The organism is Streptomyces viridifaciens (assembly GCF_001888885.2).
GTDB classification, from domain to species: Bacteria; Actinomycetota; Actinomycetes; order Streptomycetales; family Streptomycetaceae; genus Kitasatospora; species Kitasatospora aureofaciens.
The window spans coordinates 1866942-1882571 of the sequence record NZ_CP090841.1 but is presented as its reverse complement, the minus strand read 5'-3'; the positions used below and the strand labels follow the sequence as shown (position 1 = coordinate 1882571).

Annotated in this window: 15 protein-coding genes; 11 read left to right on the top strand and 4 right to left on the bottom strand. The window is 72.7% G+C overall.

The genetic code is table 11. The features are described 5' to 3' along the window. Nucleotides 1-37: 37 nt before the first annotated feature. Complete coding sequence (locus BOQ63_RS15665; protein WP_072654488.1) at nucleotides 38-1183, bottom strand: MBL fold metallo-hydrolase; 1146 nt, start codon at nucleotides 1181-1183, stop codon at nucleotides 38-40. Nucleotides 1184-1500: 317 nt separating this feature from the next. On the opposite strand from BOQ63_RS15665, the gene fabG reads away from it, so the two are divergent. Continuing rightward, nucleotides 1501-2220: a 3-oxoacyl-[acyl-carrier-protein] reductase gene (gene fabG / locus BOQ63_RS15660; protein ID WP_030285693.1), complete on the top strand. Its 720-nt coding sequence runs from the start codon at nucleotides 1501-1503 to the stop codon at nucleotides 2218-2220. 2 nt (nucleotides 2221-2222) lie between these two features. After that, on the top strand, nucleotides 2223-2990 hold the full coding sequence (gene fabI / locus BOQ63_RS15655; RefSeq protein ID WP_030285695.1) for an enoyl-ACP reductase FabI: 768 nt from the start codon (nucleotides 2223-2225) through the stop codon (nucleotides 2988-2990). Nucleotides 2991-3076: 86 nt separating this feature from the next. Here fabI and BOQ63_RS15650 read toward each other — a convergent pair whose 3' ends face one another. Then, complete coding sequence (locus BOQ63_RS15650; RefSeq protein ID WP_030285697.1) at nucleotides 3077-3751, bottom strand: FadR/GntR family transcriptional regulator; 675 nt, start codon at nucleotides 3749-3751, stop codon at nucleotides 3077-3079. A 123-nt stretch (nucleotides 3752-3874) separates the two neighbouring features. On the opposite strand from BOQ63_RS15650, the gene BOQ63_RS15645 reads away from it, so the two are divergent. The 3 genes from BOQ63_RS15645 to BOQ63_RS15635 all read left to right on the top strand — a co-directional run bounded on the left by BOQ63_RS15645 (nucleotide 3875) and on the right by BOQ63_RS15635 (nucleotide 5995). Next, a complete protein-coding gene (locus tag BOQ63_RS15645) occupies nucleotides 3875-5158 on the top strand; it encodes a CynX/NimT family MFS transporter (protein ID WP_037830044.1) in 1284 nt (427 codons plus the stop codon). A gap of 116 nt (nucleotides 5159-5274) precedes the next feature. Continuing rightward, a complete protein-coding gene (locus tag BOQ63_RS15640) occupies nucleotides 5275-5397 on the top strand; it encodes an SGM_5486 family transporter-associated protein (protein WP_094742991.1) in 123 nt (40 codons plus the stop codon). A gap of 70 nt (nucleotides 5398-5467) precedes the next feature. After that, nucleotides 5468-5995, top strand: a complete 528-nt coding sequence (locus BOQ63_RS15635; RefSeq protein WP_030285702.1) for a SixA phosphatase family protein — start codon at nucleotides 5468-5470, stop codon at nucleotides 5993-5995. 78 nt (nucleotides 5996-6073) lie between these two features. Here BOQ63_RS15635 and serB read toward each other — a convergent pair whose 3' ends face one another. Beyond that, the gene (gene serB / locus BOQ63_RS15630; RefSeq protein ID WP_030285704.1) at nucleotides 6074-7321 is read right to left on the bottom strand and encodes a phosphoserine phosphatase SerB; all 1248 of its coding nucleotides are present in this window, start codon (nucleotides 7319-7321) and stop codon (nucleotides 6074-6076) included. A 233-nt stretch (nucleotides 7322-7554) separates the two neighbouring features. On the opposite strand from serB, the gene BOQ63_RS15625 reads away from it, so the two are divergent. The 3 genes from BOQ63_RS15625 (at nucleotide 7555) to BOQ63_RS15615 (ending at nucleotide 12152) form a co-directional block, all read left to right on the top strand. Continuing rightward, nucleotides 7555-10143 carry an FHA domain-containing protein gene (locus BOQ63_RS15625; protein ID WP_072654487.1) on the top strand — a complete coding sequence of 863 codons (2589 nt, stop codon included), beginning with the start codon at nucleotides 7555-7557 and terminating at the stop codon, nucleotides 10141-10143. A gap of 154 nt (nucleotides 10144-10297) precedes the next feature. Next, nucleotides 10298-11494, top strand: a complete 1197-nt coding sequence (locus BOQ63_RS15620; protein WP_072654486.1) for a GAF domain-containing sensor histidine kinase — start codon at nucleotides 10298-10300, stop codon at nucleotides 11492-11494. Then, nucleotides 11487-12152: a response regulator gene (locus BOQ63_RS15615; protein ID WP_030285711.1), complete on the top strand. Its 666-nt coding sequence runs from the start codon at nucleotides 11487-11489 to the stop codon at nucleotides 12150-12152. The genes BOQ63_RS15620 and BOQ63_RS15615 overlap by 8 nt, the downstream gene beginning before the upstream one ends. A 74-nt stretch (nucleotides 12153-12226) precedes the next feature. Here the strand turns inward: BOQ63_RS15615 and BOQ63_RS15610 are convergent, their stop codons facing one another. Beyond that, complete coding sequence (locus tag BOQ63_RS15610; RefSeq protein WP_072654485.1) at nucleotides 12227-13039, bottom strand: Rv1486c family protein; 813 nt, start codon at nucleotides 13037-13039, stop codon at nucleotides 12227-12229. Nucleotides 13040-13188: 149 nt separating this feature from the next. Between BOQ63_RS15610 and BOQ63_RS15605 the strand changes: the two genes are divergently transcribed. The 3 genes from BOQ63_RS15605 (at nucleotide 13189) to BOQ63_RS15595 (ending at nucleotide 15607) form a co-directional block, all read left to right on the top strand. Then, nucleotides 13189-13980 (top strand): ABC transporter ATP-binding protein, encoded by a 792-nt coding sequence (locus BOQ63_RS15605; protein WP_030285715.1) that lies wholly within the window; start codon nucleotides 13189-13191, stop codon nucleotides 13978-13980. A gap of 141 nt (nucleotides 13981-14121) precedes the next feature. Continuing rightward, the gene (locus tag BOQ63_RS15600) at nucleotides 14122-14544 is read left to right on the top strand and encodes an NfeD family protein (protein ID WP_030285718.1); all 423 of its coding nucleotides are present in this window, start codon (nucleotides 14122-14124) and stop codon (nucleotides 14542-14544) included. A gap of 10 nt (nucleotides 14545-14554) precedes the next feature. After that, complete coding sequence (locus tag BOQ63_RS15595; RefSeq protein ID WP_030285720.1) at nucleotides 14555-15607, top strand: SPFH domain-containing protein; 1053 nt, start codon at nucleotides 14555-14557, stop codon at nucleotides 15605-15607. The last annotated feature ends 23 nt before the right edge of the window (nucleotides 15608-15630 follow it).

Below are 15630 nucleotides of genomic sequence, written 5' to 3'. Positions count from 1 at the left end.
GGCGTCGCGCGCCCGGTGGGAACCGTCGGACTCCCTTTCAGGAGACGGCCTCCCACCAGCCGTCCAGCTCCGGCGGGTTGTCCACGTCGACCCGCTCGCCGGGGCGCGGGACGGCCAGCGGGACGGCCTGGGTCTTGGCCTCCTTGACCAGCCGTTCGATCGGCTCGGCCCACGGGTGCAGGCCCAGGTTGAAGGTGCACCAGTGGACCGGCACCAGCAGCCCGGCGCCGAGATCCCGGTGGGCGAGGACGGCGTCCTCGGGGGTCATGTGGATGTCCGCCCAGGCCGCGTCGTAGGCGCCGATCTGCACCAGGGCGGCGTCGAAGGGGCCGTGCTGCTCGCCGATCCGGGCGTAGCCCTCGAAGTAGCCGGAGTCGCCGGTGTAGAAGACCTTGCGGCTCGGGCCGGCGATCACCCAGGAGCCCCACAGGGTGGTGTTGCGGGTCAGGCCGCGGCCGGAGAAGTGGTGCGCGGAGGTGAGGGTGAGCACCAGCTCGCCCAGGGTGCAGGTCTCGTCCCAGTCCAGCTCGATGATCCGGTGCTCGGGGACGCCCCAGCGGCGCAGGTGGCCGCCGATGCCCAGCGGCACCGCGAAGGGCGCGGACTGGCTGCGCACCAGGCGCTTGACGGTGGCCATGTCGAGGTGGTCGTAGTGGTCGTGCGAGATCAGCACCGCGTCGACCGGCGGCAGTTCCTCCAGCTCGACCGGCACCGGGTGCAGCCGCTTGGGGCCGACGTGGGCGGAGGGGGAGCAGCGGTCGCTCCAGACCGGGTCGAGCAGGACGCGCGAGCCCTCGATCTCCACCAGCGCGGAGGCGTGCCCGTACCAGGTGATCTCCACCCCCTCGGCGGCCGGACCGGTCGTGGGGGCGGGGCGCATCGTGGGCACCGGGAGGGCCGGGACGCGGCCCTCGCGCTGGAACAGCATCCGGCGGACGGTGTCGCGGTCGAAGTCCGGCGTGCTGCCGGCCCGGGCCAACTCCGAGGGCGCGTTGTGGAAGACGCCGTCGCGGTACTGGGGGGAGTTGCGCACCCGCTCCTCGCGCTCGCCGTCCGGGCGGCGCCCGAACGCCGCCGGCAGGTCGCGCAGCGACCAGGCGGTGGCTCCAAGGCCCGCCGCCAGGGCGGTGAGGGCCAGCAGTCGTCCGCGCCGGGGGGTGCTCCCGGGCCGTGCCTTGGTCATGCGCCCTGCCTTCGTTTCCTCGCCGGGACTCTTCGGGGAAGGGTAACGGCCGGCCCCGGGGCGGTTCGCACCACGGGGGCAACGGGCACGCCCGCCCGTGTTGTTCCCGGACAGCCCGCCCCGATCCGGGCGGGGCTCCGGCCTGCGGCGGACGGCCCCGGGGGGCTCGGTGCTGCGGGTGCGGATTGTCGGATTGCGACAGTTCCGCAGGTGCGGCGCTGTGGGAGCCCGATTCGCCGCCGCCGCCGACCGCCCGATAGCGTCACACTGCGTACGCACTCCGACGTACACGCTCACACACGGAGAGAGGTGGATCGTTGAGCCGCTCGGTTCTCGTCACCGGAGGAAACCGGGGCATCGGCCTCGCGATCGCCCAGGCCTTCGCCGAAGCGGGCGACAAGGTGGCCGTCACCAGCCGCTCGGGTGAGGTGCCCGAGGCGCTGGCCAAGTACGACGTCCTCGCGGTGCGCTGCGACATCACGGACGCCGCGCAGGTCGACGCCGCCTTCACCGAGATCGAGCAGAAGCACGGCGCGGTCGAGGTGCTGGTCGCCAACGCGGGCATCACCAACGACACCCTGCTGCTGCGGATGTCCGAGGAGGACTTCACCTCCGTCGTCGACACCAACCTGACCGGCACCTTCCGGGTGGTCAAGCGCGCGTCGAAGCTGATGATGCGGGCCAAGAAGGGCCGCATGGTGCTGATCTCCTCCGTGGTGGGCCTCTCCGGCTCGCCGGGCCAGGCCAACTACGCCGCCTCCAAGGCCGGCCTGGTCGGCTTCGCCCGCTCGCTGGCGCGCGAGCTCGGCCCGCGCAACATCACCGTCAACGTGGTCGCCCCCGGCTTCGTCGACACCGACATGACCGCCGTGCTCAGCGACGAGCGCCGCGCGGAGATCGTCTCGGGCGTGCCGCTGGGCCGCTACGCGGCGCCCGCCGAGGTCGCCTCCACCGTGCGGTTCCTCTCGTCGGACGAGGCCGCGTACATCACCGGAGCCGTCATTCCCGTCGACGGCGGATTGGGCATGGGTCACTGATCATGAGTGGAATCCTCGAGGGCAAGCGGATCCTGATCACCGGCGTGCTGATGGAGTCCTCCATCGCGTTCCACGCCGCCAAGCTCGCCCAGGAGCAGGGCGCGGAGATCATCCTCACCGCCTTCCCGCGCCCGAGCCTGACCGAGCGGATCGCCAAGAAGCTGCCGAAGCCGGTCAAGGTGCTGGAGCTGGACGTCTCCAACCCGGAGCACCTGGCCGGCATCGCCGACCAGGTCCGCGAGACCCTGCCGACCCTGGACGGCATCGTCCACTCGATCGGCTTCGCCCCGCAGGACGCACTGGGCGGCAACTTCCTGGACACCCCGTGGGAGTCCGTGGCCACCGCGATGCACGTCTCGGCGTACTCGCTGAAGTCGCTGACCATGGCGCTGCTGCCGCTGATGCAGGACGGCGGCGCGGTCGTCGGCCTGACCTTCGACGCGCAGTTCGCCTGGCCGCAGTACGACTGGATGGGCCCGGCCAAGGCCGCGCTGGAGGCGACCAACCGCTACCTGGCGCGCTACCTGGGCGAGCGGGACATCCGCTGCAACCTGGTCTCGGCCGGCCCGCTCGGCTCGATGGCCGCCAAGTCCATCCCGGGCTTCGGCGACCTGGCCGACACCTGGAACCACCGCTCCCCGCTGAAGTGGGACCTGAGCGACCCGGAGCCGGCCGGCCGCGCCATCGTCGCGCTGCTGTCGGAGTGGTTCCCGAAGACCACCGGCGAGATCGTCCACGTGGACGGCGGCCTGCACGCCATCGGCGCCTGACCGGTTGACACCGCCACTGCCCGGCACCCCCTCCGAGGGGGTGCCGGGCAGCGGCGTTCTCCGGCGGGCGGGCGGGTCACCGCGGGTCACGCCTCCGCGGTCGCGCAGGCGCCGATGGCCCGGCCGGCCTCGACCGAGGCGCGCTGGGGGTCGCCGTCCCGGATGGCGTCCCGGATGGTGTCGTGGCCGATGTAGCGCTCGGCGATCAGCTCGGGGCCGACGTCGTTGCGCAGGTGCTCGCGGGTGACCTCGCCGAGGTCGGAGTAGACGGCCAGCAGCACGTCGTTGTGGGCGGCGGCCACCACGGCCTGGTGGAAGGCGGCGTCGGCCTGGACGAAGTCCTCGGCGTCGCCGGAGCGCCAGGCGGCCTCGCGCCGCTCCAGCGCGGCCTCCAGCAGGCCGAGGTCCCGGTCGGTGCGGCGGACCGCGGCCAGGCCGGCCGCGGAGGTCTCCAGGGCCGCCCGCAGTTCGGCCACCTGCGCCTGGTCGGCGTCGGCGAAGCGGCGGTGCATCACCCCGGCGAGCTCGCTGGTGGCGAGCACGTACGTGCCGGAGCCCTGGCGGATGTCGAGCAGCCCGTTGTGGGCGAGGGCGCGGACGGCCTCGCGGACGGTGTTGCGGGCCACTCCCAGCTGCTCGACCAGGGCGGCCTCGGTGGGGATGCGCGAGCCGACGGGCCACTCCCCGGAGGTGATCTGGGCGCGCAGCTGCGCGATCACCTGGTCGGACAGCGGGGTGCGCCTCGGCGAGGACAGCGCCACGGGGACTCCTTGCGGCTACGGGGTGGGTGGCCCCTGGAGGGAGGTGGCCGGTGGATGAACGATCGGCACATCATGCCAATTCCAAGGTGCATCAATTCATCCCATCATTCTATGATGGCGCACATGCCTCCCGCAGCAGACACCACCGCCTCCCCACGAACCGGTGCCCGGCCGCAGACCGAGCGGCCCTCCGCCCCCGCCAAGTACCTCGGCGTGCTGTTCGCCGTCGCGATCGCCGCCGCCGCCGTCAACCTCCGTCCCGTGGTCACCAGCCTCGGGCCGCTGCTCGACCCCGTCCGCGCCGACCTCGGGATGAGCTCGACGCTGGCCGGACTGCTCGCCGCCGTGCCGGCGCTGTGCTTCGCGCTGTTCGGCTTCCTCGCCCCCGCGGCGGCCCGCCGGATCGGCCCGATCGCGGTGATCACGGCCGGCATGGGCGCGATCACCGCGGGCGTGCTGGCCCGCTCCTTCGCCGGCGGCACCGCGGTGTTCCTGCTGCTCACCGCGCTCGCGCTGGCCGGAGTGGCGGTCTCCAACGTGCTGCTGCCGGTGGTGATCAAGCGGTACTTCCCGGAGAAGGTCGGTCCGATGATCGGCCTGTACTCCATGGCGCTGTCCGCGGGCACCGCCCTGGCCGCGCTGGTCAGCGTGCCGCTGACCAGCGCCCTCGGTGGCGACTGGCGCTACGGCCTGGGCGTCTGGGCCGGCCTGGGCGCGCTCGCCCTTGTGCTCTGGCTGCCGGTGCTGATCGCCAAGCGCGAGCGCGGCGAGCGCGCCGGGAGTGCCGGCGCCCCCGCCAAGCTGCCGATCACCCGCAGCCGCACCGCCTGGGCGATGGCCGGCTACTTCGGCCTCCAGGCCACCGGCGCGTACGTGGTGATGGGCTTCCTGTCCAAGATCTTCCAGGACTCCGGCATCGACAAGGGCACCTCCGGGGCGCTGCTCGCGGTCACCATGGTGATCGGCGTGCCGGTCTCCTTCGTGCTGCCCAACCTGGCCGCCCGGCGCGGCGACCAGCGGCTGTTCGTGGTCGTGCTGGCCTCCTTCGGCATCGCCGGGTACGCCGGTCTGGCGTTCGCCCCGGCCGGGGCGCCGTGGGTCTGGGCGGTGCTGGTGGGCCTGTCCAACTGCGCCTTCCCGCTGGTGCTGACCATGATCGGGCTGCGCGCCCGGACCGCGGGCGGGGTGGCGCAGCTGTCCGTCTTCGCCCAGGGCGTCGGCTACCTGATCTCCATCCCGGGCCCGATCCTGGTCGGGTGGATCTACCAGGCCACCGGCCGGTGGTACGGGCCGCTGGGCTTCCTGGCGCTGCTGCTGGTGCCGCAGATGCTGTTCGGCCTGCGCGCCGCGCGGGCCCGGCACATCGAGGACGAGGCCGTCCACCACGCCGAGCGGGTCAGGGCCTGACCGGCGAGGTCCACCGGACGGGCTCCCGGGTCAAGGCCTGACCGGCCAGGTCAAGGCCAGGCCAAGGCGGTGGGGCCAGCGGACGACGGGCGTGTTCGGGGTGGGAGAATCCCGGCATGCCCGTTCTCGACCCGAATCCCACCGACGGCCGCAAGCAGCTCGGCCGCATCGCCCTCGCCTTCGGCGCCATCGTGGTGCTGGTGGCGGTCATCGCCACCGTCGCCGCCTCGATGGGCTGACCCCCCGGGGGAGTGGCGGCGACCGGGGGCGTCGCGCCCCCGGGCCGCTTTTCTGCCAAGCTTGTTGGGTATGAGCGCCGACACGCCCCGCAGGATCATCGTTCTCCGTCACGCCAAGGCCGACTGGCCGAACGGCGTGGACGACCATGAGCGGCCGTTGGCCGACCGGGGCCGCCACCAGGCCCCGGACGCCGGCCGCTGGCTGGCCGATTCCGGCATCAACCCCGACTTCGTGCTCTGCTCCACCGCCCTGCGCACCCGCGAGACCTGGAAGCTGGCGGCGCACGAGCTGCCCAAGCGGACCCGCAAGACGGTGTACGAGGACCGGATCTACGAGGCCAGCCCAGGCGAGATCATCGCCGTCCTCCATGAGACCCCGGAGGAGTACGCGGACGTGGTGCTGGTCGGCCACAACCCCGGGGTGCTGGGCCTGACCCAGGTGCTGGCCGGGGACGCCGGCGACCGGGACGCGCTGGAGCGGCTGCGCCTGGGCGGCTTCCCGACGGCGGCGATCGCGGTGCTCAGCTTCAGCGGCTCCTGGAAGGGCGTCGAGCCGGGCGTGGCCGAGCTGGTCTCCTACCACACGCCGCAGGACTGACGTCCGACACACAGGTGAGGGGCTCGCGGACCGGATCCGCGCGCCCCTCACGTACGTCCACAGGCCCCCTGTCCGGAGCTACTCGATCGGGAGGCCGTCGGCGGCCTCGACCTCCTCGCGGGTGATGCCCAGCAGGTAGAGCACGGTGTCCAGGAAAGGCACGTTCACCGCGGTGTCGGCGGCCTCGCGCACCACCGGCTTGGCATTGAAGGCCACCCCGAGCCCGGCCGCGTTCAGCATGTCCAGGTCGTTGGCGCCGTCGCCGATCGCCACCGTCTGCTGCAGCGGCACCTTCGCCTGCTCGGCGAACCGGGCCAGCCAGCGGGCCTTGCCGGCCCGGTCCACGATCTCGCCGACCACCCGGCCGGTGAACTTCCCGTCCACCACCTCCAGGGTGTTGGCCGCCGCGAAGTCCAGCCCCAGCTGTTCCACCAGGTGGTCGGTGACCTGGGTGAAGCCGCCGGAGACCACCGCGACCTGGAAGCCCAGGCGCTGCAGGGTGCGGATCAGGGTGCGCGCACCCGGCGTGAAGCGGACCTCCGCGCGGACCTTCTCGGTGACCGAGGCGTCCAGCCCGGCCAGCAGCGCGACCCGGGCCCGCAGCGACTCGGCGAAGTCCAGCTCGCCGCGCATCGCCGCCGCCGTCACCTCGGCCACCTGCTCCTCGCAGCCCGCGTGGGCCGCGAACAGCTCGATCACCTCGTCCTGGATCAGCGTGGAGTCCACGTCCATCACGATCAGACGCTTGGCGCGGCGCTCCAGCCCGGCGGCCACCACCGCGACGTCCACCCGCTGGGCGGCCGCCTCCTGGGCCAGCTCGGCCCGCAGCTCCTCGGTGGCCACCCCGGAGACGGCCAGTTCGACCGCCGTCACCGGGTACTTGGCGAGCCGGAAGACGCGGTCGATGTTGCCGCCCGCCGCGGTGATCCGGGAGGTCAGCGCGGACACGGCGGAGGCGGTCAGCGGGTTGCCGAGCACCGTGACGTGCGAACGGCCCTCGCGGCGCGGCCGGTTGTCGCCGATGCCGGAGAGGATCTCGGCCTGCAGCTTCTGCTCCTCGGCCCAGCGGTGCACGGTGGCCCGCAGGCCGCCCTCGGCGCCGGGCGCGTGGGGCGGGGTGACCAGGGCGCACAGCGTGATGCGGCCGCGGGTGACGACCTGCTCGATGTCGATCACGTCGACGCCGAAGCCGGCCAGGGTGGCGAAGAGGCCGGCGGTGATGCCGGGGCGGTCCTTGCCGAACACCTTGACGAGCAGGGTGCGCTCGTCCGCGGTCCGGGGCTGGGCGGCGGGGAGGGGCTCAGCGGCCAAGGGCGATGCGTTCATGGTGACTCCCACGCTACCCGTCGGCCGCCCGGCCGAGGGCACCCGTCCCACGTCGCGGACGCGCGCGGCCGGGGCCCGGCCGCCCGCCGCCGGTAGCAGCCTGGTCACAGTCACCCGGGGTGACTTTCATCGGCGGACGGCGGGCTGGAATGATTCCCCCGTCAGTCAGAGGAACAGCGCACCCCGGCCGGGGGCCGAATTCGGGGGAACCGAGAGAGCGGGGCAGGCGAGCAGTGCCGCAACTCGTCATTGAGATCAACGGACAGCAGCGGACTCTTGAGCCCGGGCGGTCCTACACCATCGGACGCAACCCGCAGTCGGACTTCCCGTTCGACGACGCCAGGGTCTCCTGGCAGCACGGGACCATCAGCTTCAACGGCAGCGGTTGGCAGCTGGACGACCACGGCAGCACCAACGGCACGTACGTGGCCGGCGCCCGCACCATGCAGGCCCAGCTGTTCCCCGGTGGCGTCGTCAACCTGGGCAACCCGCAGAACGGGCCCCGGCTCACCTTCTCCGCGCCCGCCCAGGCCACCGCCCCGCAGCCCTCCCCGGTGCACGAGGCCGTGACCAGCCGCAGCCCCGGTCCGACGCCCCAGCCGCCCGCCCCGCAGCAGCCGTGGCCGGGTCAGGACCCGTACCAGCAGCCGCAGCAGGCCTGGCCGGCCCAGCAGCAGTACGCGCCGCCGCAGCAGCCGTACGCGCCGCAGCCGCAGGACCAGCAGCCGCCGCAGCACGGCGGGTTCCCGCAGCAGCAGGGCTTCCCGGCCGCGCCGCAGCACGGCGGTGGCGGCGGCCCGCAGCCGACCATGATCCGCAACCTGACGGCGGGCATGCGCACCGTCAGGATCGGCCGTGCGCTGGACAACGACATCGTGGTGTCCGACCTCCAGGTCTCCCGCCACCACGCCGAGCTGCGCCAGCTGCCGGACGGCCGCTACGAGATCGTCGACCTCGGCAGCCACAACGGCATCTTCCTCAACGGCCAGCCGGTGCAGCGCCAGCTGATGGGCCCGCAGGACCGGCTGACCGTCGGCCACTCCAGCTTCGTGCTGGTCGGCGACCAGCTGCAGGAGTTCGTCGACACCGGCGAGGTCTCCTTCTCCGCCCGCCACCTGACCGTCGAGGTCGAGCACAAGGGCGCCAAGAAGATCCTGCTCAACGACGTCAGCTTCGGCGTCCCGGAGAAGTCCCTGGTGGCCGTCATCGGCCCGTCCGGCTCCGGCAAGTCGACCCTGCTGCGCGCCCTCACCGGCTACCGCCCGGCCGACCGCGGCGAGGTGCTGTACGACGGCCGCAACCTCTACAAGCAGTTCGCCGAACTGCGCTCCCGCATCGGCCTGGTGCCGCAGTCGGAGATCCTGCACCGCGAGCTCACCGTCCGCAAGGGCCTCAAGTACGCGGCCCGGCTGCGCTTCCCCGGCGACACCGAGGCCCGAGAGCGCGACGCCCGGATCGACGAGGTGCTGTACGAACTGCGCCTGGACAAGCGCGCCGACAACAAGATCACCGCGCTCTCCGGCGGCCAGCAGAAGCGCGTCTCGGTCGCGCTGGAGCTGCTCACCAAGCCCTCGCTGATCTTCCTGGACGAGCCCACCTCGGGCCTCGACCCGGGTATGGACCGCGAGGTCATGCAGATGCTGCGCGGCCTCGCCGACGACGGCCGAACGATCCTGGTCGTCACCCACTCGGTGGCCGAACTCGCGCTCTGCGACCGGCTGTTGGTGATGGCGCCGGGCGGCTCGGTGGCCTACTTCGGCCCGCCGGACGAGGCCCTGCACTTCTTCGGGTACGAGACCTGGGCGGATGTCTTCCAGGCCTTCGAGAACTATCCGGACCACGACTGGGCCGGCCGTTACCGCGGCTCGGTGCACTACCAGCAGTACTCCGCCCCGACCGTCGAGGCGGGCGAGGTGCAGCACGTCCAGGTCGCCCAGGAGGCGATCAAGCCGCCCAAGCCGCAGAGCTGGGGCTCGCAGCTGTGGACGCTGATGCGCCGCTACATGTCGGTGCTCGCCTCCGACCGCGGCTTCCTGGCGCTGTCGGTGCTGCTGCCCGCGGTCATCGGCGCGGTCAGCGTGCTGATCCCCAACGAACCGGGCCTCGCACCCAACCCGAAGACACAGCTCCACCTCAACAACGGGGCCGCGACGATCCTGCTGATCCTGGCGATCGGCGCCTGCTTCTCCGGAGCGGCCAACTCGGTCCGCGAGCTGATCAAGGAACGGGCGATCTACGAACGGGAACGGGCCACCGGCCTGTCCCGCTCGGCGTACATGATGTCCAAGATCATCGTGCTGGGCATCTTCTCGGTGATCCAGGGCGCGATCATCTCCGCGGTCGGCTTCCTGCCGCGCAAGCTCCCCGAGCACGGCCTGATCGTCCAGAACATGCCGATGATCGAGATGACCATCGGCATGATCCTGCTGAGCTTCGCCGCGATGATGTTCGGTCTGATGATCTCCGCGCTGGTGAAGACCGCCGAGAAGACCATGCCGCTGCTGGTCATGTTCGCCATCGTCCAGGTCGTCTTCACCGGCTGCCTCTTCCAGATCTTCGGCAAGCCCGGCCTGGAGCAGGTCGCCTGGCTGATGCCCGCCCGCTGGGGCACCGGCATCGTCTCCACCACGCTCAACCTGTCGGAGCTCATGGGCCCCTGGAACAAGGACTTCCAGCACCCGAACTACGACCCGCTGTGGAAGCACTCCGTCGCCCAGTGGGCGATCGACGCGAGCGTGCTGGTCGTCATCTCCATCGTGATCGGCGTGATCGTGACCCGGCTGCAGCGCCGGCACGAGCCGGAGGTCATGCAGAAGGGCTGACGCCCTTCGCCGCACAGGGCGGCTCTCCCCGCGAGGGGAGGGCCGCCCGCTGTCGTTCGGTGGTCGTGGTCCCACCGGCCTAGGTCCCCGGACCTGCGTCCGGGGCGTCCGGAGACGGACGCGGACGCCTCCGCCGCGGCGGTAGTTTGGCGGTATGCCCAGCACCACCGGTGACCACCGGACCCCCGAAGGCCCGCCCACCGCCTGCGACCCGCTGGCCGGCATCGAAGCCGTCAGCCAGGCCCTGCTCGCGATGAGCCGGCACCTGGAGGTCCGCGAGGTGCTGCGCCGCATCACCGCCTCCGCCCGCGACCTGCTCGACGCCGAGTACGCGGCCCTCGGCGTGCCCGACGACCACGGCGGCTTCGCCCAGTTCGTGGTCGACGGCGTCACCGACGAGCAGTGGCGGGCGATCGGCCCGCTGCCCCGTCAGCACGGCGTGCTCGCCGAACTGCTCCACGAGACCGGTCCGACCCGCCTCGTCGACGTCCGCAAGGCCCCCGCCTTCGAGGGCTGGCCCACCGCCCACCCCGAGATGGACGCCTTCCTCGGCATGCCCGTCCTGGACACCGACGCCGCCGAGGACGAACCGCGGGTGATGGGCGTCATCTTCCTCGCCAACAAGCGCGGTGGCGGCCTGTTCACCGACCACGACGAGGAACTCCTGCGGATCCTCGCCGCGCACGCCGCCCTCGCCCTGTCCAACGCCCGCCTGTACGAACGCAGCCGCGAACTCACCCTGGCCGGCGAGCGCGCCCGGATCGCCCACGACCTGCACGACGCCGTCTCGCAGAAACTCTTCTCGCTGAGGCTGACCGCCAACGCCGCCGCCAAGCTCGTCGACCGCGACCCGGCCCGCGCCCGTGTCGAACTCGCCGAGGTCTCCCGGCTCGCCGCCGAGGCCGCCGACGAACTGCGCGCCGTGGTGGTCGAACTGCGCCCCGCCGCCCTGGAGGAGGACGGGCTGAGCGCCACCCTCGCCTCCCAGGTGCAGGTCCTCGACCGCGCGCACACCGCCGACCTGGCCTTCGCCGCCGACGGCGTCCGCGCCCTGCCGCCCGCCCAGGAGGCCGCGCTGCTGAGGGTCGCCCAGGAGGCGCTGCACAACGCGCTGCGCCACTCCGGGGGCCGCCGGGTCACCGTCACCCTCACCGGCACCCCCGCCCGCGGCGCCGTGCTGCGGGTGCGCGACGACGGACGCGGCTTCGACCCCGATTCCGTCCGCCGGGCCGGCCGACACCTCGGCCTGGCCTCGATGCGCGACCGCGCGGCCGCCGTCGGCGGCACGCTCACCCTGGAGTCCGCCCCCGGCAAGGGGACGCTCGTCGAGATGGAGGTCCCCGGTGCCTGAGAGCACGCCGTCGATCCGCGTCCTGCTGGTCGACGACCACCAGGTGGTCCGCCGCGGACTGCGCACCTTCCTGGAGGTCCAGGACGACATCGAGGTGGTGGGGGAGGCCGCCGACGGGGCCGAGGGCGTGGAGCGCGCCCGCGAACTCGACCCGGACGTCGTCCTGATGGACCTCAAGATGCCCGGCGTCGACGGCATCGAGGCGCTGCGCACGCTCAAGGGCGGGGGCAGCCGGGCCCGGATCCTGATCGTCACCAGCTTCACCGAGCACCGCACCATGGTCCCCGCGCTGCGGGCCGGCGCCGCCGGGTACGTCTACAAGGACGTGGACCCGGAGGCGCTGGCCGGCGCCATCCGCTCGGTGCACGCCGGCCATGTGCTGCTCCAGCCCGAACTGGCCGAGGCGCTGCTCGCCGACGAGGGCCCCCGCGCCCCGCAGGGCCGCGGCGGCACCCTCACCGAGCGCGAGCGCGAGGTGCTCGGCCACATCGCCGACGGCCGCTCCAACCGGGAGATCGCCCGCAGCCTCCACCTGTCGGAGAAGACGGTGAAGACCCACGTGTCGAACATCCTGCTGAAGCTGGACCTCGCCGACCGCACCCAGGCCGCACTGTGGGCCGTCCGCAACGGCGAGACCCGCGAGGCCCCGCCGTCCTAGCGGTCCCGCCAGCCCCGCCGTCCTAGCGGTCCCGCCAGCCCCGCCGTCCTAGCGGTCCCGCCAGCCCCGCCGTCCTAGCGGTCCCGGCCGTCCTCGCGCTCGTCCACCTGGGCGTTGTAGGCCGCCACCTGGGCGCGGCGGGCGGTGCGCCGCAGGGGGGCCAGCACGGACTGGCGGGCGGCCATCTCGGAGGCGCTCACGGCCGCGCCGTGGCCGGCCGAGGCGATCGCCAACAGCGCGGACACCTGACGGGCCGACTCCAGCACCCTTACGGCGCGCGGCGGGTAGCCGGGGGCGAGCAGCTCGGTGTGGCCGCGCCGGCGGTACGCCTCCAGGGCGCGCAGCGCCTCCGGGCCGGCGCCCGCCACGTCCAGCCGGGTGAGCAGTGCGGTCGCCTCGCGCAGCCCGTCCGCCAGCTCGCGCTCGGCCTCGTGCAGCGAGGGCACGTCGGCCGGCGGGGCGTCGTTGACCTCGGCGCAGCGCCACAGCACGGTCGCCGAGCGGTCCCCCTCCGGGCCGTACACGGTGACCTCCGGCACCAGGCCGAGCGGTACGCCCAACGCGAGCACCGCCTCCCCCGCCGCCATGGCCCGCTCGTTGAAGACCGCCGGGCCGGTCAGTCCCAGCGGGTGCCCGGCCGAGGGCAGCGCCAGGCGCAGGCCCTTCACGCCCAGCACCCGCAGCCGGCCGAGCGCCCAGGTCAGCCCGTGCTGCTCGCCCAGGGCGTCTCCGGGCAGCCCGGTCACCCGGTGCCCCTCGTCGGCGCCCAGCACGGCCGCGGCGGCGTTGTCCGGCGGCACCAGGCCGCTGAGCAGGGCGTTGCCCCAGGCGGTCAGCCGCCCCGAACGGGGCTCTTCGTACGGATTGTCGGCAGGAGTCGCGAGCATCCGGCCAGCCTACGGAATCGGCGGTCATCCGCGTGGCGTAGGTTTGCCCATGCGCGTGCGGCGCACCCACCCCGTGCCCACCGGCCGCCGGAGTAGGCTCGCCGCCCGCACCGACGGCCGACATTTTTGTATTTGGGGAAGGCGTAGGCATGAGCGACGTGCTGGAGCTGGTGGACGTATCCGTGGTCCGGGAGGGGCGCGCGCTGGTCGACCAGGTCTCGTGGTCCATCTCCGAGGGTGAGCGCTGGGTCATCCTGGGACCGAACGGCGCCGGCAAGACCACCCTGCTGCAGATCGCCTCCTCGTACCTGTTCCCGACCTCGGGCAAGGTCTCGGTGCTGGGCGAGAAGCTGGACGAGATCGACGTCTTCGAGCTGCGCTCCCGGATCGGCCTGGCCGGCGCCTCGATGTTCGACAAGCTGCCGGCCGAGCAGACCGTGCTGCAGACCGTGCTCACCGCCGCCTACGGCATGACGGTCAGCTGGCAGGAGACCTACGAGCAGTCCGACGAGGGCCGCGCCCTCGCCCTGCTCGACCGCATGGGCATGGCCAACCTCACCGCCCGCAAGTTCGGCACCCTCTCCGAGGGCGAGCGCAAGCGCACCCTGATCGCCCGCGCCCTGATGACCGACCCCGAGCTGCTGCTGCTCGACGAGCCCGCGGCCGGCCTGGACCTCGGCGGCCGCGAGGACCTGGTCCGCCGGCTCGGCGCGCTCGCCCAGGACGAGTTCGCGCCGGCCATGGCGATGGTCACCCACCACGTCGAGGAGATCGCCCCCGGCTTCACCCACGTGCTGATGATCCGCCAGGGCAAGGTGCTCACCGCGGGCCCGATCGACACCGAGCTGACCGCACGCAACCTCTCCAAGTGCTTCGGCCTGCCGCTGACCCTGGAGCGCCACGGCGACCGCTGGTCGGCCCAGGGACTGCCGCTGGGCTGACCCTCCGTCCGTCCGGCCGGGGCCCGTCGGACGGGCCCTGGCGAAGGCCTGGCGGAGCCGGTCGCACGTGCGACCGGTTTCCGCCCCTCGACCTGCGGGAACTGTCCGCCTCGGAGGCCCTTCGCTCCCTAGGATGGACGTGTGGACAGCTGGATCTGGTGGCTTCTGGCCGCCGCGGCCCTCGGCATACCGCTGGTGCTCACCGCGATGCCGGAGTTCGCCATGTTCGCCGTCGGCGCGCTGGCGGCCGCCGGGGTCGCCGGGCTGGGCGCCGGGGTGGTCCTCCAGGCCGTGACCTTCCTGGTGGTCTCGGTCGCGCTGGTGGCCTTCGTCCGTCCGATCGCCTACCGGCAGCTGCAGCGGGGGCCGCAGATCAGGATGGGCATCGAGGCGCTCCAGGGCGCCACCGCGGTCGTCGCGGAAACCGTCGACGGTGAGGGCGGACGGATCAAGCTCAACGGCGAGATCTGGTCGGCCCGCGCGCTCCACCCGGACCAGGTCTACCAGCCCGGGCAGCAGGTCGACGTCGTCGAAATCCAGGGCGCGACCGCCCTGGTCGTCTAGGGGAGAGTCCGTGGAACCCGTCCTTATCGTTTTGGTCGTCCTGGTCGTGGTGGCCTTCATCGCGCTGATCAAGACGATCCAGGTCATCCCGCAGGCCAGCGCCGCGATCGTGGAGCGCTTCGGCCGCTACACCCGGACGCTCAACGCAGGGCTGAACATCGTCGTCCCGTTCATCGACCGGGTCCGCAACCGCATCGACCTGCGCGAGCAGGTCGTGCCGTTCCCGCCGCAGCCGGTGATCACCCAGGACAACCTGGTGGTCAACATCGACACCGTCATCTATTACCAGGTCACCGACCCCCGGGCGGCCACCTACGAGGTCGCCAGCTACATCCAGGCCATCGAGCAGCTGACCGTCACCACGCTGCGCAACATCATCGGCTCGATGGACCTGGAGTCCACCCTGACCTCGCGCGAGGTCATCAACGCCGGTCTGCGCGGGGTGCTGGACGAGGCCACCGGCAAGTGGGGCATCCGGGTCAACCGCGTCGAGCTGAAGGCGATCGAGCCGCCGACCTCCATCCAGGACTCGATGGAGAAGCAGATGCGCGCCGACCGTGACAAGCGCGCCGCGATCCTCACCGCCGAGGGCCAGCGCCAGGCGCAGATCCTCAAGGCCGAGGGTGAGAAGCAGGCGGACGTGCTCCGCGCCGAGGGTGAGGCGCAGGCCGCGGTGCTGCGCGCCGACGGTGAGGCCGCCGCGATCCGGACGGTCTTCGAGGCCATCCACGACGGCGACGCCGACCAGAAGCTGCTCGCCTACCAGTACCTGCAGACCCTGCCCGAGCTGGCCAAGGGCGACTCCAACAAGCTCTGGATCATCCCCAGCGAGGTCGGCGACGCGCTCAAGGGCCTCGGCGGTGCCTTCACCGGTCTGGCCGGCAACGGTGGGGGAGCTAACGGCGGTGCGGTGGCGGCGCCGAGCGTGCCGCAGACGCCCCCGGCGGCGACCCAGGTGCCGATCGACCCGGCGGCCGGGCCGCGGCCGGTGGACGTCGAGAAGGGCGCCGCCCGTCCGCGGGTGGACCCGGCGCGGGAGTACCGCAAGATCGACCCGGAGTGATCGGCCGAGTTCTCCGGTCGGGG